Source organism: Paenarthrobacter aromaticivorans, from assembly GCF_019038615.1.
Lineage (GTDB): Bacteria > Actinomycetota > Actinomycetes > Actinomycetales > Micrococcaceae > Arthrobacter > Arthrobacter aromaticivorans.
Map to the genome: position 1 here is coordinate 158,654 of NZ_JAHOPC010000006.1, position 23,781 is coordinate 182,434.

General features: G+C 62.6%; 18 protein-coding genes. 13 read left to right on the forward strand and 5 right to left on the reverse strand.

Translation table 11 applies throughout. The features are described from left to right. Positions 1-82: 82 nt before the first annotated feature. Together KSW38_RS11825 and coaA are read right to left on the reverse strand one after the other, a co-directional pair. Entirely contained in the window at positions 83-934 is an 852-nt protein-coding gene (locus KSW38_RS11825; RefSeq protein ID WP_216925112.1) for a M15 family metallopeptidase, read from the reverse strand. A gap of 22 nt (positions 935-956) precedes the next feature. After that, positions 957-1,922, reverse strand: coding sequence for a type I pantothenate kinase (gene coaA, locus KSW38_RS11830; RefSeq protein ID WP_216925113.1), 966 nt, complete (start codon positions 1,920-1,922; stop codon positions 957-959). A 144-nt stretch (positions 1,923-2,066) separates the two neighbouring features. On the opposite strand from coaA, the gene glmS reads away from it, so the two are divergent. The 8 genes from glmS to KSW38_RS11870 all read left to right on the forward strand — a co-directional run bounded on the left by glmS (position 2,067) and on the right by KSW38_RS11870 (position 14,859). Next, positions 2,067-3,950 (forward strand): glutamine--fructose-6-phosphate transaminase (isomerizing), encoded by a 1,884-nt coding sequence (gene glmS, locus KSW38_RS11835; protein WP_216925114.1) that lies wholly within the window; start codon positions 2,067-2,069, stop codon positions 3,948-3,950. 4 nt (positions 3,951-3,954) lie between these two features. Then, complete coding sequence (locus KSW38_RS11840; RefSeq protein ID WP_216925115.1) at positions 3,955-4,302, forward strand: holo-ACP synthase; 348 nt, start codon at positions 3,955-3,957, stop codon at positions 4,300-4,302. An 18-nt stretch (positions 4,303-4,320) separates the two neighbouring features. Beyond that, positions 4,321-5,892 carry an NAD(P)H-hydrate dehydratase gene (locus KSW38_RS11845; RefSeq protein ID WP_216925116.1) on the forward strand — a complete coding sequence of 524 codons (1,572 nt, stop codon included), beginning with the start codon at positions 4,321-4,323 and terminating at the stop codon, positions 5,890-5,892. Between the two features lie 69 nt (positions 5,893-5,961). Then, positions 5,962-8,334: a glycogen debranching protein GlgX gene (gene glgX, locus KSW38_RS11850; RefSeq protein ID WP_216925117.1), complete on the forward strand. Its 2,373-nt coding sequence runs from the start codon at positions 5,962-5,964 to the stop codon at positions 8,332-8,334. Beyond that, positions 8,331-10,643 carry a malto-oligosyltrehalose synthase gene (gene treY / locus KSW38_RS11855; RefSeq protein ID WP_216925118.1) on the forward strand — a complete coding sequence of 771 codons (2,313 nt, stop codon included), beginning with the start codon at positions 8,331-8,333 and terminating at the stop codon, positions 10,641-10,643. Before glgX ends, treY begins: the two co-directional genes overlap by 4 nt. A gap of 70 nt (positions 10,644-10,713) precedes the next feature. Then, the gene (treZ, locus tag KSW38_RS11860; RefSeq protein WP_216925119.1) at positions 10,714-12,486 is read left to right on the forward strand and encodes a malto-oligosyltrehalose trehalohydrolase; all 1,773 of its coding nucleotides are present in this window, start codon (positions 10,714-10,716) and stop codon (positions 12,484-12,486) included. Between the two features lie 81 nt (positions 12,487-12,567). Beyond that, on the forward strand, positions 12,568-13,605 hold the full coding sequence (gene mgrA, locus KSW38_RS11865; RefSeq protein WP_216925120.1) for an L-glyceraldehyde 3-phosphate reductase: 1,038 nt from the start codon (positions 12,568-12,570) through the stop codon (positions 13,603-13,605). A 168-nt stretch (positions 13,606-13,773) separates the two neighbouring features. Continuing rightward, on the forward strand, positions 13,774-14,859 hold the full coding sequence (locus KSW38_RS11870; protein ID WP_216925121.1) for an inositol-3-phosphate synthase: 1,086 nt from the start codon (positions 13,774-13,776) through the stop codon (positions 14,857-14,859). A 90-nt stretch (positions 14,860-14,949) separates the two neighbouring features. On the opposite strand, the gene KSW38_RS11875 is transcribed toward KSW38_RS11870, so the two are convergent. After that, positions 14,950-16,638, reverse strand: a complete 1,689-nt coding sequence (locus KSW38_RS11875; RefSeq protein ID WP_216925122.1) for a formate--tetrahydrofolate ligase — start codon at positions 16,636-16,638, stop codon at positions 14,950-14,952. Between the two features lie 105 nt (positions 16,639-16,743). Beyond that, positions 16,744-17,988, reverse strand: coding sequence for a D-inositol-3-phosphate glycosyltransferase (mshA, locus tag KSW38_RS11880; RefSeq protein ID WP_216925123.1), 1,245 nt, complete (start codon positions 17,986-17,988; stop codon positions 16,744-16,746). Between the two features lie 123 nt (positions 17,989-18,111). Between mshA and KSW38_RS11885 the strand changes: the two genes are divergently transcribed. Beyond that, a complete protein-coding gene (locus KSW38_RS11885; RefSeq protein ID WP_216925124.1) occupies positions 18,112-18,645 on the forward strand; it encodes a GNAT family N-acetyltransferase in 534 nt (177 codons plus the stop codon). A gap of 13 nt (positions 18,646-18,658) precedes the next feature. Here the strand turns inward: KSW38_RS11885 and KSW38_RS11890 are convergent, their stop codons facing one another. Further along, complete coding sequence (locus KSW38_RS11890) at positions 18,659-20,035, reverse strand: 6-phospho-beta-glucosidase (protein ID WP_216925125.1); 1,377 nt, start codon at positions 20,033-20,035, stop codon at positions 18,659-18,661. A 46-nt stretch (positions 20,036-20,081) separates the two neighbouring features. Between KSW38_RS11890 and KSW38_RS11895 the strand changes: the two genes are divergently transcribed. The 4 genes from KSW38_RS11895 to tsaB are packed head-to-tail and all read left to right on the forward strand — an operon-like array spanning position 20,082 to position 23,777. After that, positions 20,082-21,176: a carbohydrate kinase family protein gene (locus KSW38_RS11895; protein ID WP_223946531.1), complete on the forward strand. Its 1,095-nt coding sequence runs from the start codon at positions 20,082-20,084 to the stop codon at positions 21,174-21,176. Between the two features lie 50 nt (positions 21,177-21,226). Beyond that, positions 21,227-22,498 carry an alanine racemase gene (alr, locus tag KSW38_RS11900; protein ID WP_216925127.1) on the forward strand — a complete coding sequence of 424 codons (1,272 nt, stop codon included), beginning with the start codon at positions 21,227-21,229 and terminating at the stop codon, positions 22,496-22,498. Continuing rightward, positions 22,495-23,106, forward strand: coding sequence for a tRNA (adenosine(37)-N6)-threonylcarbamoyltransferase complex ATPase subunit type 1 TsaE (gene tsaE, locus KSW38_RS11905; protein ID WP_308169353.1), 612 nt, complete (start codon positions 22,495-22,497; stop codon positions 23,104-23,106). Before alr ends, tsaE begins: the two co-directional genes overlap by 4 nt. Next, a complete protein-coding gene (gene tsaB, locus KSW38_RS11910; RefSeq protein ID WP_216925128.1) occupies positions 23,106-23,777 on the forward strand; it encodes a tRNA (adenosine(37)-N6)-threonylcarbamoyltransferase complex dimerization subunit type 1 TsaB in 672 nt (223 codons plus the stop codon). Before tsaE ends, tsaB begins: the two co-directional genes overlap by 1 nt. Positions 23,778-23,781: the final 4 nt, after the last annotated feature.

Sequence of the window (23,781 nt, forward strand, 5' to 3'; positions counted from 1 at the left end):
GCCTTCCTGGATTACCGGTTTACTGGTTCCAGGAGAGCGGGCCGAGCTGGTTTAAAAGGACCGGCGTTTAGAAGGACCTGCGCTACAGGTAGTCGGGCGCTGCTTCCAACCCGAAGTACTCCTCGAGCGTTGCGATGCCCCGGGTGTTCATCTCTGTCGCTGCTTCGACGCCGATGTAGCGCAGGTGCCAGGACTCGTAGAAGTATCCGGTGGTTTCATGGAACATCCACGGATAGCGCACGATGAAACCGAATTTGTGCGCGTTGGCTTTGGCCCAAATAGCCGCGGGCTGATCGGCGAAGCAGGGCTGGAAACTGCCGGCACCCCCGCCGTCGGCTATGTCAAAGGACCAGCCCGTTTGGTGTTCAGAATGACCGGGGCGTGCAGAGGCCCGGTCGGCTGCAACCTGGCCGCTGCTCGCGACGTAGCCGTTGTACGTGACCACCTGGGTTGAATAGGAACGATACCCCGACGCCAGTGCCATGATGACGCCTTCGGCCGCCGCTGCGGCGAACATCTTTTCTGCGGCAGCCGCCGTCGTGCTGTTCATCAGTGTGGCTTCGCCAGTGACGGCGAGCCGGATGTTCGGCCGAACCAAATCGGCCGGGACATAATTTTGAGGGTTCAACGGCCGGTGCTTGTTGACCACCACCCATGGGCTCGCTGGATCGGTCAGCGAGAACTGCTTGGCTGCGCCTTGTGATGGTGCTGCAGCTTGTGAGGGCGCTGCGCTTGGAGGAGCGCTTGAAGGCTCGGTAGCGGCAGCAGGCGTAACGGCAGTGACTTGGGTGGGCGTGGCGCTGGAGGCAACGGTGGACGGTGTCGCCGAAGCCCCGGCAGGGGACGAGGCGGGGCCATCCGGAGTGCAGGCCGTCAGTGCGGCCAGGCCTGCGCCAGCTGTGAGGAAGCCCGCGAATGCCCTGCGGCTGGGCATGGGCTGAGGTTGGAAGTCCACGCTAGACCTTCCGCAAAAGCATGCGCCGGATGGAGTGGTCTGCATCCTTGGTAAGTACCAGTTGGGCGCGGCCACGGGTGGGGAGCACGTTCTCTTCGAGGTTGGGCTCGTTGATGCGCTTCCAGATGCCGCGGGCTGTTGACTCGGCATCTTCGTCTGACAGCGTGGCGTAGCGGTGGAAGTAGGACTCTGGCTGCGCGAAGGCTGTGCTGCGGAGCTTTCGGAACCGGTCCACGTACCACTCCTCGATGTAGGAGGTCTTGGCGTCAACGTAGATGGAGAAGTCAAAGAAGTCGCTCAGCGCGAGGCCCTGCTTGCCATCCATGCGGGGCCTGGCGGGGGCCAGAACGTTGAGGCCTTCCACGATCAACACGTCGGGGCGGCGCACTACGACTTCCTTGCCCGGGACGATGTCGTAGGTGACGTGGGAGTACCACGGTGCCCGGACTTCCTCGGCTCCACCCTTGATTTCCGACACAAAACGCAAGAGCGCACGTCGGTCGTAGGACTCGGGGAAACCCTTTCGTTCCAGCAAGTGCCGGCGCTTCAGCTCCGCCAACGGGTAGAGGAAGCCGTCCGTGGTGATGAGTTCTACGTTGGGTGTTCCCGGCCAGCGCCGCAGCATTTCACGGAGAACGCGGGCGATGGTGGATTTTCCTACGGCAACGGAACCGGCCACACCGATGACAAACGGGGTGCGTTGTGTTTGCTCGCCCAAGAACGTGGTTGTTGCCGCGTGAAGTTGATGTGAAGCCTCGACGTAGAGGTGCAGAAGCCGCGAAAGGGGGAGGTATACCTCCCGCACTTCCTTCATATCCAGGGGATCGCCGAGGCCTCGCAGACGGAATATGTCCTCTTCGTTGAGGGGCTGCTCCATTTGTGCTGCAAGCCGCGACCACGTTTGGCGGTCCAGCTCAACAAAGGGGGAAGCGCCGTCGCCGTTTGCTTCGGTGCGTTGCAAAGTCACGTTCTGATTCTGCCCTTAGCCCGGCGGATCAGGAAATGCGGGACGACGTGAAGGTGAATTGTGGGTGATCAACGCCTCAGAAACAAGAGGGGGAGGGGGGACGTCCCACATCAGTTGTTTGACCTAGCCGTTAGGCTTATACCCATGTGTGGAATCGTAGGCTATGTTGGCAATTCGTCTCGTAAGGCAGCTGGTCACAGCGCCCTTGACGTCGTCGTGGAGGGGCTGCGTCGTCTTGAGTACCGCGGCTATGACTCCGCTGGCGTCGCAGTGGTGGCTGATGGAACCATCTCGTCCCGTAAAAAGTCCGGCAAGTTGAGCAACCTGATCAGTGAACTGGAAGCAAACCCGGTCCCTGAATCCCTGACCGGCATTGGCCACACTCGTTGGGCCACGCATGGCGGACCCACCGACCGAAACGCACACCCCCACCTTTCCGACGGCGGGCGTCTGGCGTTGATTCACAACGGCATCATCGAAAACTTCGCCGAGCTTAAGCAGGAACTGCTGGCTAAGGGCGTCACGTTCGAATCCGAAACGGACACTGAGGTTGCTGCCGCCCTGGTTGGCAACATCTTCCGCAACGAACTCAACGGCACCGGCGGCGACCTCACCCAGGCGATGCGCCTGGCTTGCCAGCGTCTGGAAGGTGCTTTCACCCTCCTCGCCGTCCACGCGGACCAGCCCGACGTCGTCGTGGCCGCCCGCCGCAACTCCCCGCTCGTGGTCGGCCTTGGCGACGGCGAGAACTTCCTCGGCTCGGACGTCTCCGGCTTCATCGACTACACGCGCCGCGCCGTGGAACTCGGTCAGGACCAGATCGTCACCATCACCGCGGACTCCGTGGAGATCACCGACTTCTTCGGCGCTCCCGCTGAAGGCAAGGAATACCACGTTGACTGGGACCCGGCTTCTGCCGAAAAGGGTGGCTTCAGCTCCTTCATGGAGAAGGAAATCCATGACCAGCCCGACGCCGTAGCCCAGACCCTCCTGGGACGCTCGGACCTCAACGGAAAGCTGACGCTGGACGAGGTCCGCATCGATCCTGAGCTCCTCAAGCAGGTTGACAAGATCATCGTTCTGGCATGCGGTACCGCGGCCTACGCTGGGCTGGTTGCCAAGTACGCCATCGAAAACTGGTGCCGTATTCCCACGGAAGTAGAGCTCGCACACGAGTTCCGTTACCGCGATCCGATTGTCGACTCCAACACCCTGGTGGTTTCCATCAGCCAGTCCGGCGAGACCATGGATACGCTCATGGCCGTTCGCTATGCCCGCGAACAGGGCGCCAAGACGATCTCCATCTGCAACACCAACGGTTCCACCATCCCGCGCGAATCCGACGCCGTGCTCTACACCCACGCTGGCCCGGAAATCGCGGTTGCATCCACCAAGGCGTTCCTCGCCCAGATCACTGCCGCTTACTTGCTTGGCCTTTACCTGGCCCAGCTGCGTGGCAACATCTTCTCCGGCCAGATCAAGGACGTCCTCGCGGACCTGAACAAGATCCCGGCCAAGATTCAGAAGATCCTGGACAACGCAGGTCCTTTGCGTGAACTCGCCCGCAGCATGAAGGACGAAAAGTCCGTCTTGTTCCTGGGCCGCCACGTTGGCTTCCCGGTGGCCCTTGAAGGTGCCTTGAAGCTCAAGGAAATTGCCTACATCCACGCTGAGGGCTTCGCCGCCGGTGAACTCAAGCACGGACCGATCGCCCTGATCGACGACGGCCAGCCGGTTTTCGTGGTTGTCCCGTCCCCGCGTGGTCGTGACTCCCTGCACTCCAAGGTCGTCAGCAACATCCAGGAAGTCCGCGCACGTGGTGCACGTACGCTGGTCATTGCTGAAGAAGGCGACGAGTCGGTCAAGGACTACGCAGAGCACGTCTTCTACGTTCCGGAGACGCCCACGCTGCTCATGCCGCTGCTCACCACCGTGCCACTGCAGATCTTTGCTGCTGAATTGGCCGGGGCGAAGGGTTACGACGTCGATCAGCCGCGTAACCTCGCCAAGAGCGTGACCGTAGAATAACCGCATGATTGTTGGCATTGGAGTAGACGTCGTAGACATCGAGCGGTTCGCCCGGCAACTGGAGCGGACCCCCGGACTGCGGGACAGGCTGTTCGTTCCTGCGGAGCGCGAGCTCAACACCAGGTCACTCGCTGCGCGCTTCGCTGCCAAGGAAGCAGTGGCCAAGGTCCTGGGTGCTCCCGCTGGCATGAACTGGCAGGACTGCTGGATCGGCCTTGACCAGAATGGTCCTACCGTCCAGGTCAAAGGAACGGTCTTGGCCGTGTCCGATGCCAAGGGCGTTAAACGCTGGCACCTGTCCATGAGCCACGATGGCGGCATCGCTACGGCGTATGTCCTCGCCGAGGGCTAAACGGACCTCTACATAACGATGATCAGCGCCTTCACCGGACAACAGATCAGGGATGCGGAACAACCGCTCCTGGACTCCGGTGAGGGCGCTGTTCTCATGCAAAGGGCCGCTTACGGCCTGGCGCAGGAAGTGGTTCGCTTGGTCAAGGCCAAGCGCAAACTGCGTGGGGCGTGCATTACAGTCCTGGCAGGAAAAGGCAATAACGGCGGTGACGGACTCTTCGCGGCTTCCATCCTTGCCCGCCGGGGCATGCGCACGACGGCGGTACTCGCCTCCGCGGAAGTCCATACCGAGGCTTTGGGGGCTTTTCTGGCGGCAGGCGGCCGTGTGCTGCGATTGGATCCCGGAAACGCGGAGGAACTTGCCGTCCTATGCGCTGGTGACGATGTCATCATCGATGCCCTCCTGGGCACCGGCGCCCGCGGCGGATTACGTGAAGCTTCTGCTGAGTTGGTCGCTTCCCTTCAGGAGTTGAAGCCGCGTTGCGTGGTGGCCTGCGATCTCCCCAGTGGGCTGGATGCCGCCACGGGCGAAGTCCACTGGCCGGTGCTGGAAGCCGATGTCACAGTGACTTTCGGTGGTATCAAGGCCGGTTTGATGACAGACCCGGGCGAGGGCTGTGCCGGCCATGTGGTCCTGGTACAGATCGGAATCGAAGACTCCCTGGACACCCCTGAGTTGCATCGGCTTGATGCCACGGACCTGCACGCCTTGCTCCCCAAGCCTGGGCGCCGCTCCCATAAATACTCCCGTGGCGTGCTGGGCGTGGTCGCCGGCTCGGCTCGGTTTGCGGGGGCAGCCGTGCTGAGCGTCCATGCGGCAGCGATGGCCGGCGCGGGCATGGTCCGCTATGTAGGACCGGAATCTGCGGCACGCCATGTATTGAGCCGGACTCCGGAGGCCCTGTGGGAGACGGATGACCCAGGGCGCGTTCAAGCGTGGTTGCTTGGTCCTGGCGTGGACGGGGAGGACCAGCTCGGACGTGCCGGGGACGCCGCACAGTCAGCGCTGGCCGCTGAGCTGCCGGTCGTCGTCGACGCCGGAGCCTTGAGTATCCTGCCGGAGCGGTGTCCCGCCCATTGGATCCTCACTCCGCACGCCGGGGAACTGGCGACGCTCCTGGCAGCCCTTCCATCCACCGGCGAGGTAGCCGTGACCCGCGAGGACGTCGAGTCCCGGCCGCTGCACTTCGTACGGAAAGCAGCCGAACAAACCGGGGCCACAGTCCTGCTGAAGGGTGCCACCACACTGGTGGCCTCGCCGTCGGGCGTTGTTTTCAGCCAGTCCGAGGGCACTGCCTGGATGGCGACCGCAGGCAGCGGTGATGTCCTGGGTGGCATCTTGGGCGCCTTGCTGGCGCAATCTGAGGACTCGGTGAGGGACGACGACGGCGCGTACGCAGCCATGGGCTTGAAACCGGACGACCGCTGGGCTGCTGTGGCGGCGGTTGCGGCTAGCGTTCACGGCCGTGCCGGCTCGATGGCATCGGAGGATTTTAATGGTGGCCCCCTTACAGCCTCGGCGATCATGACAGCTGTGCCGCACGTCATAGGTTCGCTGACCGCTGAATACGACCCCGCAAGACCGTAAGGTTACTGTCCGTGTCATGGGTCATGAGTAGGCTTGCAGCAAGTTATCCGCATCACCAGAGGAGAACGCATGGAAGTCTGGCCTGGATCGGCCTATCCGCTTGGAGCCACCTTTGACGGGACCGGCACCAACTTCGCGCTGTTCAGCGAGAAGGCCGAGGGAGTGGAACTGTGCCTCTTCGACGACGACGGCGAGGAAGTCCGCGTAGAAGTCACCGAGGTGGACGGCTATGTGTGGCACTGCTACCTGCCGCAAGTCCAACCCGGACAGAAGTATGGCTATCGCGTGCACGGGCCTTACAACCCCGATGCCGGCCAACGGTTCAATCCCAACAAGCTGTTGCTGGACCCCTATGCCAAGGCCATTCACCGGCAGATTGACTGGGACCCGGCACTGTTCTCGTACAACATGGGGGATCCGGACTCCCGGAATGACGCCGACTCCGCACCGCACATGATGCTCGGCGTCGTCATTAACCCGTTCTTCGACTGGGACGGCGACAAACTGCTGAAGATTCCGTATCACAAGTCGGTCATCTATGAAGCCCACGTCAAAGGGCTCACCCAACTCCACCCCGAGGTTCCCGAGGAACAGCGCGGCACTTATGCCGGCGTCGCCCATCCCGCAGTTATCTCGCACCTGCAGAAGCTTGGCATCACCGCCATCGAGCTCATGCCGGTGCACCAGTTCGTCAATGACGGCATCCTCCAGGACAAGGGGCTGAACAACTACTGGGGCTACAACACCATCGGCTTCTTCGCGCCCCACAACAGCTACAGCTCCAAGGGCGATACCGGCCAACAGGTCCAGGACTTCAAAGCCATGGTCCGTTCCCTGCACAACGCCGGGATCGAGGTCATCCTGGACGTCGTGTACAACCACACGGCTGAGGGCAACCACTTGGGGCCCACGTTGTCCTTCAAGGGCATCGACAACTCGGCCTACTACCGCTTGGTGGAGAACGACCAGAAGTACTACATGGACTACACCGGCACGGGCAACTCGCTGAACGTCCGTAGTCCGCATTCGCTGCAGCTGCTCATGGATTCGCTCCGCTATTGGGTGACGGAGATGCACGTCGACGGTTTCCGTTTCGATCTCGCGTCCACGCTGGCCCGTGAGTTCTATGACGTGGACAAGCTGTCAACCTTCTTCGAACTCATTCAGCAGGACCCTGTGGTCTCGCAGGTGAAGCTGATCGCTGAGCCGTGGGATGTTGGACCCGGTGGGTATCAGGTGGGCAACTTCCCACCGCAATGGACAGAATGGAACGGCCAATACCGGGACACTGTCCGGGACTTCTGGCGCGGCGAACCATCCACCCTGGGTGAATTTGCATCGCGCCTGACAGGCTCGGCCGACCTCTACGAGCACTCGGGACGCCGACCCGTGGCTTCCATTAACTTCGTCACCGCGCACGACGGCTTCACCTTGGCGGACCTCGTGTCCTACAACGAGAAACACAACGAGGCCAACGGCGAGGGCAATAACGACGGCGAATCGCACAACCGCTCATGGAACTGTGGCGTTGAAGGTCCCACCGACGACCCCAAGGTTCTTGGCCTTAGGGCCCGCCAGCAACGGAACTTCATCGCCTCGCTCTTCCTGTCACAGGGTGTTCCCATGCTCTTGCATGGTGACGAACTTGGCCGGACGCAACAGGGCAACAACAACGGGTATTGCCAAGACTCGGAGCTGACCTGGATTAATTGGGACAGCGTAGACCAGCCCTTGGTGGAGTTCACGGCCGCCGTCAGCGCCCTGCGGGCGAAGCACCCCAGCCTGCGCCGAAGCCGCTTCTTCGACGGCAGGCCCGTCCTGCGGGGCGAGGGCGAGAGGCTTCCGGACATCGTGTGGTTGGATGCCGACGCCAGCACCATGACGCCGTCGGACTGGGACACCGCGCTGGGCCGTTCTGTTGGAGTGTTCTTGAACGGTGACGGTATTCACGGACGCGACACCCAAGGTCGCCGGATCACAGACGTCAATTTCCTGCTGTACTTCAATGCGGACGAGGACGAGGTTGGGTTCCGCGTGCCGTCAGACGAATATGCCCCTGCGTGGGACGTCATGATCGACACCGGCGGTGAAGGTGCAGATTCGGACGTCGTGAAGGCGGATCAGATCCTGATGATCGCCGCGAAGTCGCTGGTGGTGCTTCGCGCCCACAGCGCGCCAGAGACTGAGCCGGACCATTCAGTGGCCGCCTCCCTTGCTGCGCTCACTCAGACCAGCACCCCCGAAACGGCTTCGCTGACGGCTCCTGCCGTTACTTCGGCGCCTGCTGACTCCGTGCCAAATGATTCAGCGCCGGAGGTTGAACCGGGTGCGTCGCAAGGCGATGGAGCTGCAGAGGGTGCGGCTTCCGACGGTGGAGATCCGCCCGCTGGGAAGTCTAAACCCGCAAGGAAGCGCCGTAGTTCGAAGAAGGCGGACTCGTGAGGACCCCCGTTTCAACGTACAGGCTGCAAATCCGCCAAAGCTTTACGCTTCAGGACGCTGCGGAACTCACCGGGTACCTGCACAACCTTGGGGTCGATTGGATCTACGTTTCGCCGATCCTCACGGCGGAGGAAGGCTCAGACCACGGCTATGACGTCACGGATCCTTCGTCCGTGGATCCTGCCCGGGGTGGAGCCGAGGGCCTCGCAGCGTTGTCCAAAGCCGCCCGCTCGAAGGGACTTGGCATCTTGGCGGACATCGTCCCCAACCATATGGGTGTCGCCTCGCCAGGACAGAATGCCTGGTGGTGGCAGCTCCTGAAGGAGGGGCGCTCGTCCAAGTACGCCGAAGCGTTCGACGTCGACTGGGACTTTGGCGGCGGAAAGATCCGCATCCCCGTGCTCGGCGGCGATGACGACCTTGCGCAGCTCACTGTGGTGGACGGCGAACTGCACTACTACGATCACCGTTTCCCGTTGGCCGAGGGCAGCTTCAGCGATGGAGACAGCCCGCAGGACGTTCATTCGCGGCAGCACTATGAACTGGTGGGCTGGCGCCGCGCGGACGCCGAACTGAACTACCGCCGCTTCTTCGCTGTGAATACCCTGGCCGGCATCCGCGTCGAGGTTCCGTGGGTCTTCGATGAGGCGCACGAGGAAATCGTGCGATGGTTCCGCGAAGAGCTGGTGGACGGGCTCAGGATCGATCACCCCGATGGGCTGGCGGATCCCGCAGGATACCTGGCAAGGCTTCGCAAGGAGACGGGCGGGGCGTACCTCTTGGTGGAGAAGATCCTGGAGCCGGGAGAGAAACTGCCGGAAACCTTCGATTGCGAAGGCACCACAGGGTATGACGCGCTGGCGGATGTTGACCGTCTGTTCGTGGACCCAACAGCCGAGGAATACCTGGACTCCCTCGACGCCCGGCTGCGGGATGCACCCGAGCCAGCTGACTACGAGGCAATGATCCATGGGACCAAACGGCGCATCGCTGACGGCATCCTGAGGTCTGAGATCCTGCGGTTGTCCCGTCTTGTTCCCGAATCACCAGCATTGCCGCGCACCGCGGTAGCCGACGCCCTGGCCGAGATTATTTGCTGGTTCCCCGTCTACAGGACCTACCTTCCGCACGGTCAGGAAATTCTGGAAGCAGCCGTAGAACGCGCAGGGCAGCACCGGCCCGAGCTCGGGAACGTGCTGGAAGGACTGCTCCCACTCCTGGTCGATACCACGGGGGAACTCGCCCGCCGTTTCCAACAGACCTCCGGCATGGTGATGGCCAAGGGTGTGGAGGACACCGCATTCTTCCGCTACACACGCTTGGGGACGCTCACCGAAGTGGGCGCTGATCCCACTGAGTTTGCGCTTTCCCCTGATGGGTTCCACGAGCGCATGACGCGTCGTCAGGCAGAGGTCCCGCTCTCCATGACCACGCTGAGCACCCACGACACCAAGCGCAGCGAGGATGCCCGGGCCAGGATTTCGGTGATTTCCGAATCTGTCCCCGAATGGGAACTCTTCCTCGGCACTGTCCAGGAGCTGGCGCCCATCCCGGACGGTCCTCTGGCAGCCCTTGTTTGGCAGTCAATTGCAGGCGCTTGGCCGGCCGATCGTGGGCGCCTCCAATCGTATGCGCTCAAGGCCGCCCGCGAAGCGGGAAATTCGACCAACTGGACCGACCCCAACCTGGACTTCGAGCGTCACTTGGCTGCCGCCGTCGACGCCGTTTTTGATGTACCCGAAGTTGCTGCCGCCTTGGAGAATTTCGTCGAGGAACTGGAACCTTATGGGACCTCCAACTCGCTCTCAGCCAAGATCATTCAACTAACCATGCCGGGCGTCCCGGATGTCTATCAGGGCACAGAGTTCCGGGACGGTTCATTGACCGACCCCGACAACCGGCGACCAGTGGATTTTCAAGCCCGGATCGCCGCGCTCGCAGAACTCGATACTGGTGCGCGGCCCGCGTTCACAGAGGAGGCCGCCAAACTGCTGGTGGTCTCCAGGGCGCTCAGGTTGCGTCGGGACCGGCCCGAACTGTTTGCCGGCTACCAGCCCGTGCATGCGAGCGGCGCGGCAGCTGAACACGTGATTGCGTTCAGCCGCGGTCTGGATGCGCCCGGTGCGATTACCGTTTGCACGCGGCTGCCCAAGCGCCTCGCGCGGGAAGGCGGTTGGCGGGATACGGCCATCGACTTGCCGGTGAACTGCCACGACGAACTGACCGGGACCACGTATGACGCCGGTTCAGTAGCGGTCGCTACGCTGCTGGAGCATTACCCGGTGGCCTTGCTGGTGCCCACTGACTGATCCGCTGAAAACACGAACACCCACCGACACCGCCACTGCAACGCAAGCTAAAACAAGCACAGGGGACACGATGCTGGAGCACGCTGCTGGAAGAAACCGTTACGACGTCTGGGCGCCCAACGCCGGATCAGTGAAGCTGCTGGCCGGAGGTAGCGAGCACGCGATGGAACGAATTCACGACGGCGGCACTACGGGTTGGTGGCGCGCGTCCGCCGAGGTCACTGGCAAGGAAGGCGACGCCGTGGCGTACGGCTACCTCGTGGATGGGGAGGGGCCGTTTCCCGATCCACGCTCACGGCGACAGCCGGACGGGGTACATGGACTGTCGGCCACCTTCGATCCTTCCGCCTACGAGTGGGGGGACGGCGAGTGGAAGGGGCGCAGCCTCAAGGGTTCCGTGATCTATGAGCTCCACCTGGGCACGTTCACGCCCGAGGGGACGCTTGACGCAGCCGCCGGGAAATTGGACTACTTGGTGGATCTGGGCGTCGACTTCATTGAACTGCTTCCGGTCAATGCATTCAACGGAGTTCACAACTGGGGTTACGACGGCGTGCTTTGGTACGCCGTCCACGAGCCCTATGGTGGCCCGGAGGCCTACCAACGGTTCGTCGACGCTGCCCACGCCGCTGGCTTGGGGGTCATCCAGGACGTGGTCTACAACCATCTTGGACCCAGCGGCAATTACCTTCCCAAATTTGGCCCGTACCTGAAATCGGGGGAGGGGAACACCTGGGGAGATTCGGTAAACCTCGATGGTCCGGGGTCCGATGAGGTACGTCGTTACATTCTGGAGAATGCGGCGATGTGGCTCCGGGACTATCACGTAGACGGGCTCAGGCTGGACGCCGTGCACGCACTGCGCGACGAACGTGCCGTGCACATCCTTGAGGACTTTGGCGGGCTGGGAGACCAGATCGAAGCCGAAACCGGCATTCCGCGGACGCTCATCGCAGAATCGGACCTGAACAATCCGCGCCTGATCTATCCCCGCAAGGACAACGGTTATGGCTTGGAAGGCCAATGGAGCGACGACTTCCACCACGCCCTGCACGTGAACCTTAGCGGTGAAACCACCGGGTACTACGCCGACTTCGAGTCCCTCGCTGTCCTCGCGAAGGTCCTTGAGCACGGCTTCCTCCACGATGGCAGCTACTCAAGCTTCCGGGGACGGCACCACGGCCGGCCGATCCGGCACGACCTTGCGCATCCTTCCGCGTTGGTCGTTTGCCTGCAGAACCACGACCAAATCGGCAACCGCGCAACCGGTGACCGGCTCACGGCAGCACTGTCATTTGGTCGGTTGGCGATCGGCGCAGTGCTGACCATGACATCCCCATTTACACCCATGCTTTTCATGGGCGAGGAATTTGGGGCTTCCACGCCGTGGCAGTTCTTCACCTCCCACCCCGAACCGGAATTGGGGGAGGCCACAGCGAAGGGCCGGATCAAAGAATTTGAACGGATGGGCTGGGACCCTGCCCTTGTGCCGGACCCCCAGGACCCCGAAACTTTCAAGCGCTCAAAGCTGGACTGGAGCGAGCCCAACGCCGGGGACCACGCCCGCCTGCTGCAGCTGTATCGGGATTTAGCACAGCTGCGCCGGAATACGCCTGAGCTGGTGAACGGGGGTTTTGGCGAGACCAGGGTGGAGTTCGACGACGACGAGCACTGGCTGGAGTTGACCCGTGGCGCCATCCGCGTGGTGTGCAACTTTGGGGACGAGCCGTTGGATTCGCCTATGGGTGGATCCCTGCTGTTGGCAACCGACACCGGAGTAGCCCTCGGCGACGGTTCGCTGACCTTGCCCGGTGGGAGTGCCGCCGTCGTGCGTGTCCAGTAAGGCGAGCAGTGACGAGGGTGACGGCGCCCACATTGCGGACAGCCCGAACACCGTGATCTATGCAATGGCAGGATGGTACGTATGACTTATTCGGCTGCGGAAAACCGCTACGAAACCATGCCCTACCGCCGCGTCGGACGCAGTGGTCTCAAGCTCCCCGCTATCTCGCTGGGCCTTTGGCACAACTTCGGCGACGACAAGCGTTTCGAGGAACAGCGCGCCATCCTGCGCCGTGCCTTCGATCTGGGCGTCAACCACTTCGACCTCGCCAACAACTACGGCCCGCCGGATGGGTCGGCAGAAACGAACTTCGGGCGTCACCTGAAGGAAGACTTCAAGCCGTACCGTGACGAGCTCGTCATCTCCACCAAGGCCGGCTACTACATGTGGCCGGGCCCCTATGGTGAATGGGGATCCCGCAAGTACCTGATCTCCAGCCTCGACCAGTCCCTGCAGCGTATGGGCTTGGATTACGTGGATATCTTCTACAGCCACCGTCCGGACCCCGAGACGCCGTTGGAGGAAACCATGGGGGCGCTGGATTACGCGGTTCGGTCCGGCAAAGCCTTGTACGCAGGTATCTCCTCCTACACCCCTGAGCAGACACTCGAGGCGGCGCGGATACTGAAGGAACTCGGCACGCCTCTGCTGATCCACCAGCCCAGCTACTCCATGCTGAACCGGTGGACCGAGAATGGTTCGCCGAACCTCTACGAGGCACTGGACCAGGTGGGCGCCGGCTCCATCGCCTTCTCGCCTCTTGCCCAGGGGATGCTGACCAACCGCTACCTCAATGGTGTGCCGGCTGACTCGCGGGCCGCCAAGGAACGGTTCCTCTCCGAATCCGCATTGACGGAGGACAAGCTGGACCGCGTTCGGGGACTCAACGCCATCGCCGAGGGCCGTGGACAGACCCTCGCGCAGATGGCTATTGCATGGATTCTCCGTGATCAGCCAAAGGGCTCTGCCGTAACATCCGCGCTTGTTGGGGCCTCCAGCGTTGCGCAGCTTGAAGACACGCTGAGTGCCATCAACAACCTCAAGTTCACCACGGATGAGCTGACGGCGATCGACGAGTTCGCAGTTGAATCAGACATCAACTTGTGGGCTCAGGAGTAGTTTGCAGAACTGACACATTAGGGAAGGGGCCTGCCGGGAACAAAGGCGGCCCCTTCTGTGTTGGCTACAATGCAAGTGTGCGCCGAATGGCGCCGTGCCAATCAGTCGTGCTCTGAACTCAGTCAGGGTCGCGCCTGGCACCTGAGGTTTAGTTCTCAAAGGAGTTCCGTGTCTTCACATCCGATTCGTGTTGCCATTGTCGGCGTAGGAAACTGCGCCGCATCGCTGGTCCAAGGTGTTCAGTACTATCGCGACGCTGACCCCAAGGCCACGATTCCGGGTCTGATGCACGTCGAGTTCGGCCAGTACCACGTCAACGACGTCCAGTTCGTTGCTGCTTTCGATGTTGATAGCAAGAAGGTTGGACTGGACCTTGCCGACGCCATCGGCGCCAGCGAAAACAACACCATCAAGATCGCCGACGTCCCTGCTACCGGGGTCACCGTTCAGCGTGGCCACACCCTTGATGGCTTGGGCAAGTACTACCGCGAGACCATCGTCGAAGCTCCCGAGGAGGACGTCGACATCGTGGCTGCCCTCCGCGAGGCCAAGGTAGACGTCATGGTTTGCTACCTGCCCGTTGGTTCCGAGCAGGCTGCCAAGTTCTATGCCCAGTGCGCCATCGACGCCGGCGTGGCCTTCGTCAATGCTCTCCCCGTCTTCATTGCCGGGACCAAGGAGTGGGCTGACAAGTTCACTGCAGCGGGCGTTCCGATCGTGGGCGACGACATCAAGAGCCAGATCGGTGCCACCATCACCCACCGCGTGATGGCCAAGCTGTTCGAAGACCGCGGCGTCACCTTGGATCGCACATACCAGCTGAACGTTGGCGGCAACATGGACTTCAAGAACATGCTTGAGCGCGATCGCCTTGAGTCCAAGAAGATCTCCAAGACCCAGGCCGTCACCTCCAACGTTGAGGCAGAGCTTCACGCTGACGACGTCCACATCGGGCCGTCCGATTACGTTGCGTGGCTTGACGACCGCAAGTGGGCCTTCGTCCGCCTCGAGGGCCGCAACTTCGGTGATGCTCCCGTGTCCCTCGAATACAAGCTCGAAGTATGGGATTCCCCGAACTCTGCTGGTGTGATCATCGATGCCATCCGCGCCGCCAAGATTGGCCTGGACCGCGGCATCGGCGGCCCGTTGCTCTCTGCCTCCAGCTACTTCATGAAGTCCCCGCCGGAGCAGTTCAACGACGATATCGCCCGCGAAAACGTAGAAGCCTTCATCCGCGGCGACATCGAGCGCTAAACCGCAACAGCACAAGCAACGCGGGGTCACTTACGGCCGATGTTTGACCATCGGATGGGCCGTAACTGACCCCGCGTTGCTTTAAGAGGGTTAGAAGAGGCCGGTGGGGTTGCCGTCCGGGCCGACGTCCATGCGCATGGCGGCCGGTTCCTTGGGCAGACCGGGCATGGTCATGACGGCTCCGGTCAGGGCGACAATGAAGCCCGCACCCGTTTTTGGAATGAGTTCGCGTACGTGTACCCGGAATCCCTTTGGCGCACCGAGCTTGGACGCGTCGTCGGTGAATGAGTATTGCGTCTTGGCCATGCAGACGGGGAGCCCGCCCCACCCATTCTTTTGGATGTCCACAAGCCGCTTCTGTGCCGGGACGGAAAATTCAACGCCGTCGGCGCCGTAGATCTCCTGCACAATGGTGCGGATCTTGTCCTCCACAGAAAGTTCCAGAGGGTACAAGTGGTGGAAATTTGACGGCCCTTGCACTGCCGCTGCCACCTTGGATGCGAGCTCATCGCCACCGTCGCCTCCGCCGCCACGGCCCCAGACATCGGCGACGGCGGCTTCCACGCCTTCCGCGGCGCACCACTTCAGCAGCCACTGAAGTTCTTCGTCGGTGTCGGAGGCGAACTTGTTGATGGCGACTACCGGCGAAATGCCGAACTTGGCGACATTCCCAACATGCCGTTTGAGGTTTTCCACCCCTGCCGCTATGGCGTCCACGTTGGGTTCGCTGAGTTTGTCCTTTGGAACTCCGCCTTGCATCTTGAGCGCACGGATCGTTGCCACTACAACGACGGCGGACGGCGCCACGTCAGCGATGCGCGACTTGATGTCCATGTACTTTTCGGCCCCCAGGTCCGCGCCGAATCCGGCCTCGGTGACCACGATGTCGGCAAGTTCCTGGGCCGTCCGCGTTGCGATGATCGAGTTACACCCGTGGGCAATGTTGGCGAAGGGGCCACCGTGGACCAGCGCGGGCGTCCCGGCGATGGTCTGGACAAGGTTTGGTTTGATGGCGTCCTTCAAGAGCAATGTCAGGGCACCTTCCACACCAAGATCCGCGACAGTTACCGGTTGGCGGTCGAAGGTGTAGCCAAAGGTGATCCGGCCCAAGCGCGTACGGAGGTCGTCCAGGTCCGCGGCCAGGCAGAATACGGCCATGATTTCGGAGGCCACTGTGATGTCAAAGCCATCTTGCCGGGGAACGCCCTGGGCAGGACCGCCGAGTCCGATAATGATTTCCCGTAAGGAGCGGTCGTTCATGTCGATGACCCGCTTGAACGTCATGCGGCGGGGGTCGATTCCGAGGTGGTTGCCTTGGAAGATGTGGTTGTCCACGAGTGCCATGAGGGCGTTGTTGGCCGAGGTGACGGCGTGGAAGTCGCCGGTGAAGTGGAGGTTGATATCGTCCATGGGCAGGACCTGGGAGTAGCCGCCTCCGGTTGCTCCTCCCTTCATGCCAAGGATCGGCCCAAGTGACGGTTCGCGGAGCGCGATCATCACTTTGTGGCCGGCGCGTGCGAGGGAATCGGCAAGGCCTACAGTGGTTGTCGATTTGCCTTCGCCCGCAGGGGTAGGGGACATGGCTGAAACGAGGACTACCTTGCCGTGTGCCTTACCCTCAGGGAGCACAAGCTTGGCCGGATTGATCTTGGCTTTGTAAGGCCCATACAGTTCCAGTGCGTCCACGTTGATGCCCGCACGTACCGCAATCTCTTCGATGGGCAGGATGGTGGCGTTATGGGCTATCTCAAGATCGCTCAGGCCCTTGTTTTCAGACATCGTTGTCCTTCGGCTTAGTGCTTACGCTGTGTGGGCTGACGCTCGGCGCCCTGCCTACGCTGTGCGCGACAATCTATCAGTCGCCAGGCAGTAATCGCGTGAGGTTTATGGCCGAGGGACCAACAGGCCGCCAACAGATTCGCGATAGCTTTCCAAGGTGATCGCAGCAGTGCGCTGCCAGCCGAAGGATTCGGCGTGGGTAGCGGCCAAACGGCCCATGTCTTCGCGTGTCTGTACGTCGTCGTACAAATCCTCGAGGGCATCAGCCCAGTCGGAAGGATCGTGACCATCCACGAGGATGCCCGTCCGGCCATCGGAAATGGCGCGTGAGAGCCCACCCACGTTGGTGGCCACCACAGGGGTACCGCACGCTTGTGCTTCCAAGGCCACAAGTCCGAAGGACTCGCTGAACGAGGGCATCACCACGACGTCGGCGGAGCGGAACCAGCTGGCGAGCTCGGGCGCTACAACCGGCGGGCGATGCGTGACGACGTCGGCCAGCCCGGCCTCCTCGATGATGTGCTGCAGGTTGAAGTCCTTGGCGCCGCTCAGCGAGCCCAGAATGGTCATTTCCAGATCGATGTCCGGCCTGCGCTTGCGCAGCAGACCAGCTGCTTTGACGAAGACCTGGGGACCCTTAAGCCGTTGGATCCGGCCTGCGAACAGAATGTGGAAGCTGTCCGGCCTGACGTCCCGCTGGGCGCGCGACTTGCGACGGAAGGATGGTGTGAAGACTTTGAGGTCCACGCCAGGAGGTGCGACGTCGATCTTGTCGATATCGGCGCCGTAGTGGGAGACGAGCTCTTCTGCCTCGGCTGGAGTATTGGCGATGAGGCGGGCAGCCCCATCAACAATCCGCTGCTCGCCTTCCTCCCGACGCCGGGGTTCGGGGCGCTCGCCGGACTCGAGAACAAGATTCTTGACCTTGGCCATGGTGTGCATGGTGTGGACCAGCGGAACACCCCAGAGCTCAGCCAATTCCAGCCCCGCAACGCCGGACACCCAGTAATGCGAATGGATGGCGTCGTAACGGCCGTGGGGTTGCTGCTGCCGGATCCGATCGATCTCCTCCACCATCTGGTGGAGGAGGGCAGGCAATTCTTCCTTGGGGACTTTCCGCCGGGGTCCGGCCATCACGTTGTGGACGCACACGCCGGGTCCTGGGTGCTCGACGGCGGCTTGGCCGGCTTTGGTGGAACGGGTGAAGATCTCTACCTCCACCCCAGACTCGGCCAGCGCCATGGCCAACGCACGGACGTAGACGTTCATCCCACCCGCGTCCCCGGCCCCTGGCTGCTCCATGGGGGAGGTGTGCAGTGAAAGGAATGCCACGCGGCGGATCAACGGCACACTTTCCTCCTTCATATGAAGCTGACTTGCGGGGCCAAACCACTTTCGCCCTGCAGAAAACACTACTCCTGAAGCCCAGCTCTACATGGTGCCGATCCCGGCTATGTGGACAAGGCTGCTAGCGTGTGCGCTGTGAGCCAAGAAACCCTTTTCGACATCCGCCCCGCCACACCCGATGACTGGCCCGGCATCTGGTCCCTCATGGAGCCCGTCCTCCGCGAGGGGGAGACTTTCACCTGGGACCGCGACACCACAGAGGAAGCTGCCCGTGCCAAGTGGATGAAGGAAGCGCCCGGCCAAACCTTCGTTGCAGTGCGTACCGCGGACGGGCCGCATCCGGGCGGAGAAGTCCTGGGCACTGGCGAGTTCCATGCGAACCAGGCTGGTGGTGGCAGCCACGTGGCGAACGCGGCGTATATGGTGAGCTCCAAGCATTCGGGCCAGGGAATTGCACGGGCACTGTGTGCCTACTCCTTAAAGGAAGCCAAAACAGCAGGATTCCGCGCCATGCAGTTTAATGCTGTGGTGGAGAGCAACGTCCGGGCCGTGTGGTTGTGGCAATCCATGGGTTTCCGCATCCTGGCCACGGTTCCCGAGGCGTTCAACCACCCTGAAATTGGATACGTCGGCCTGCACGTGATGTACCGGAAGCTCTAGAAGTGCAGGGAAATCACTTCCAGAGTCCGCGCAGTTCCGGGAAGGCTGCCTCGTAGCCGTCAAGGAGTTCAGCGCCCAGCGACGCCGAGCCTACCAGCGGGTGGGCGGCAAACGCTTGGAGTGCCGCGTCCCGGTCACAGTCCCGCACTGCCTGGACCGTCAGCCGCTCCACCTCCTTGACGTGTTGCATCAAGGTGAGGAACTGGCCTCCGGGCCGTTCCTGCGCAAGCGGCAGGGCGCCGTCGGGAGTCACCTCGCAGGGAACTTCGACGACGGCGTCCCCCGGGAGCCCGGGCACGGCGACTTCCGCCGCATTTGCCGACGAACCGGCGACCGGTGAATTGGGCACATTGAGGATCAACTGCGCCGTCCCACCACCGGATAGAGCCCGCATCACGGACAACGCCACACGCTCATACCCACCCCCGGCGAGGTCTTCCTCGTCGCGGTGCTCCCCGTGCGTCCGGGCCTCGGCCAAGTACCCTTCCTCACGGGAGCGCCGGGCCGCATCCCACATGGCGTAGGCGTTCGAGGATTCCACAAGGGAAGGGTAGAGCGAGCTTTGTTGATGGTGGATGGACGTCCCACGCGTTTCGCGTTGCTTCAGGATGGCTTCGATCGCTTGGTCAGTTTGGTAGTAGTAGTAAAGGTATTCATTGGGCAGGCAACCGAGTTTGTCCAGAGTGTGCTGGCCGAACAAGCGCCCTTCTTCCATGGTTTCGAGCGCCCTACGATCCGATAACAGCTCTGGCAGGAGGTCCCGGCCACCGGGCGCCAGCTTGTAAAGCCAGCCGAGGTGATTCAACCCGAAGTAGCCCACGCCGTCGAGCGTTCCTTCGTGAAGGGGCGAACCGGCGGCCCGGGCAGCGCGTTGGACCAAGCCGCCGGCGGAATCGCAGATGCCAATGACCTTTCGTCCCAGCACCGGCACAAGCGCCTCGGTCACCATCCCGGCGGGGTTGGTGAAGTTGATAAGCCACGCATCCGGGCAATAGTGCCGCATTCCCTCGGCGAGTCCCAGCATGTGCGGAATGGAGCGGAGGGCATAGGAGATGCCGCCCGCGCCCGTGGTTTCCTGGCCCAGCAAGCCGACGTCCAAGGCAACGCGTTCGTCGGCGATCCGGCCTTCGGTGCCGCCGGGGCGGATCGCCGCAAAGACCATATCGGTGCCGGTGAGAGCCTGCCCCAGGTCCGTGGAAATCACGACGGCGGGCCGGGAGCCTTCCGGAGCCGGCATGTCGCGGAGGACTGCCTGGATGGCGGCGAGACGTGCCGGATCGACGTCGTAGAGCACCACCTCGCGCACCAGTCCCGCGAACGGACCCGTGCATAACGCACGGTACACAAGGGGTACCCGGAATCCGCCGCCACCGGCGATCATGAGCCGCATGATCCGAGTCTATGCAGCCCGGAAGGCGCAGCGTAGTGTGCCGTGCATGGACGCAATGCCCCAGCGACGTTTTGATCCCCTTGCCGCCGTGCGTACGGAGGGCGACGGCCAATGCGACCTTCTCCTGGCAGGAACGGTCTTCCAGGACATCATTTTCACCGGACTCCCGCACTCTCCCGAGCCCGGCACTGAAGTGTGGAGCGAAGGCATGGGCAGCTGCCCGGGCGGGGTTGCCAACCAAGCGATCGCCGCGGCACGGCTTGGCCTGAGGACCAACTTGGCAGCGGCCTTTGGCGACGACGGTTACGGGGATTACAACTGGCAGATCCTTGAAAGCCAGGAGCATGTGGACTTGTCCCTGTCGCGTCGCGTCCCTGGCTGGCACTCGCCGGTAACGGTGTCCATGTGCGTGAACCAGGATCGATCCATGGTCACCCACGGGCACCCGGCGCCGATCAAGGCCTCGGACCTGATCGGGCAACCACCCAAGGCGCTCGCGGCCGTCGCGGACCTGGGCGAGGAGTTGGAACCGTGGATGCTGGCGGCGAAGACCGCGGGAACGAAGCTTTTCGGCGTGGTGGGCTGGGACCCCAGCGGAGAGTGGTCACAACGCAGGTTGGACCAGCTGGAACACTTTTATGCTTTCCTGCCCAACGCGCCGGAAGCCATGGCGTTCACGGGCAAGACCGATCCGTGGGCGGCGCTCTATTCCTTGGCAGATCGCGTTCCAGTGGCTGTGGTGACGTTGGGCGCGCAGGGCGCCATGGCCGTGGACTCGGAGACGGGTGAAGAGGAATGGGTGCCATCGCTGCCCGTGTCTGCATACGATCCGACCGGCGCCGGCGATTGTTTCGGGGCGGCCTTCATTGTGGGGTGCCTGGCGGGATGGAGATTGGGGGACCGCCTGCGGTTCGCGAACCTCTGTGCCTCGCTGGCCGTACAACAGGTGGGCGGGTCCCTCGCCGCCCCTGGCTGGGGCGACATCGCGGACTGGTGGCAGCGTGCCAACGCCCGCAAGGAACGCCAATCGAGCCAGTGGCTGCGGCGTTTCGCTTTCCTTGAGCCGATCGTGAAGGACATCCCCGCCGAAGCCCAACGGCGCGCCCGCGCCACGATCGCCCACTTGTCAGATGCCCAGTAGGAGCGGGGGGAATTGAACCCCCGTTCCCCGGCACCACTAGAATCTCTAGGGTGACTTACGAAGCAGCTGCAGATATCGGGATCGGGTCCAAGACCTCCATAGCAAAGTCAGCGGTGCTCGAGCGTTCCGCCGTGATCGATCTTGAGGCCGTGCGGCACAACGTTCGTCAGTTTGTCGCGATCGCCTCCCCGGCCTCCGTGATGGCTGTGGTGAAGGCTGATGCGTATGGCCACGGCGTGGTTCAGGTTGCACGTGCAGCCCTCGACGCCGGAGCGGCCTGGCTCGGCGTCGCCCACATTTCAGAGGCGCTCGCCTTGCGTGCAGCGGGCATAGAGGCACCGTTGTTGGCGTGGCTGCACACCCGGGAGAGCAACTTCCAAGCCGCAGTTGCCGCCGGCATCGACGTCGGGATTTCCGGTTGGGAGCTGGATGCCGTGGTGGCGGCTGCCCGCGAACAGGAGCGCCCCGCTCGTGTCCATCTGAAGGTGGATACCGGGCTGGGCCGCAATGGCTGCACGATCGCCGACTGGGACCAGTTGGTGGGGCAGGCCATGGAATACCAGGACGAAGGCCTGCTTCGCGTCGTTGGCATTTTCTCCCACCTTGCCGTGGCCGACGAGCCGCACCGGCCCGAAACGGACCAACAATTGGCGGTTTTCCGTGAGGCACTCGCCATCGCTGAGGATGCAGGCGTCGATACCGAGGTCAGGCACATCGCCAACACTCCCGCCGCCCTGTCCCGGCCGGATTCGCACTTCGACCTCATCCGCGTCGGGCTCGGCATCTACGGGTTGTCGCCCTTCGAAGGGGTTACCTCGGCCGAACTTGGCCTGCACGCCGCCATGACCGTCCGCACGATCCTCTCCAACTGCAAAAAGGTGCCGGAGGGGCAAGGCGTTTCCTACGGCCTGAAGTACCACACCAGCCAGGAGAGCACGCTTGGCCTGGTTCCCTTGGGCTATGCCGATGGCGTCCCGCGCGTTGCCACGGGCGGTCCAGTTCGCGTCAACGGCGTCACCTACCCTGTGGTGGGCCAGATCGCGATGGACCAGATGGTGATTGATCTTGGACCGCTCACCCCTGAAGAAACGGCCGGACTCAAGGGCAGCGAAGCCGTCATGTTCGGCGACGGCGCCGATGGCGGCCCCACCGCGGATGACTGGGCGGCCACAGCGGGAACCATCAACTATGAGATCGTCACCCGCATTAGCCCGCGGGTGCCCCGCAGCTACATCAACGAGGCTCCGGCGGTCAACGAGGCTGCGGCAAAGCCTGAGGTACACCAAGGGACCCGCGCAGCATCGGAATCGGCGACGCTGTGAACGAACCACTGAACGAACCAAGCCAACCGGTATGGGAACGCAGGCTGAACGTCACGACGGCGGAACAAACCCACGCGCTCGGCGCAGCACTCGGCGGGGTACTTGAGGCGGGGGACCTCCTTGTCCTGACCGGAGAGTTGGGCGCGGGTAAAACGACGTTCACGCAGGGGCTGGGCGAGGGCTTGGGCGTACGTGCCGGGATCATCTCTCCTACGTTCGTGCTGGTTCGGATTCATCCCAATCTTCAGGAGGGCCCGCGTCCCGGTGGCCCGGACCTGGTCCACGTCGACGCCTACAGGCTGGAATCAGCTGCTGAGATCGATGACATTGATCTTGAGAACACCATGGACACGTCCGTAACCGTGGTGGAGTGGGGGAGGGACCGGGTGGAGCACCTCTCGGACAGCCGCCTGGAAGTGGATCTTCACCGGTCTGTGGGTAGCGGAGGCGCTGTGCCGGCCGCCGATGTCGCCGACAGCGGCACTGTCCTGGACTTTGACACTGATGACGACGACGAACCCCGCACCATCGTTTTCCGCGGTTTTGGCCCACGCTGGGCCGAGGCACCGAAGCTTCTTGAAAACACGATCTCCGAGGGAGGCCACTGATGCTCATCCTGGCCATCGACACCTCCGCAGTCGCCAGCGCTGCGCTCATTTCGGATGTTGCCATGGAAGGCGTGGTGGATTCCTTCTCCACTGAGGACACACGAAGCCATGCCGAAGTCCTTGCACCCGGCATCGAGAAGCTCCTGGCTGGAGCAGGCGTTACCGGCGCGGATATCGATGTGATCGTCACGGGCGTGGGCCCCGGACCCTTTACCGGGCTGCGTTCGGGTATTGCAACCGCACGCACCCTGGCTTTCGTCTGGAACAAACCGCTCTATGGCCTGATGAGCCTTGACGCGATTGCCCTCGAAGTCGCGGAGTCCACTGCCGCTGTTTCCGAATTCCTGGTGGCCACTGACGCCCGGCGCAAAGAGGTCTACTGGGCACGGTACGTCCTGGAGGAGGGCCAGCTTCCCCAGCTCATCGACGGACCGCATGTGGGTTTCGCCTCGGACTTGCCGGAACTTCCAGTGTTCGGAGCCGGCGCTGGCCTGTACGCCGACGTCCTCCGTGCTGACGAAGACTTTGCCGAGACCCAACCGGACGCGGCCTCCCTTGGCCAGGTGGCGCTTGCTCGGTTGACCGCAGGGCAGGAGCTCTTGGATTCCACGCCCTTGTACCTGCGCGAATCGGACGCACAGGTACCGGGTCCCAGGAAGCGTGCCCTGTGATGAA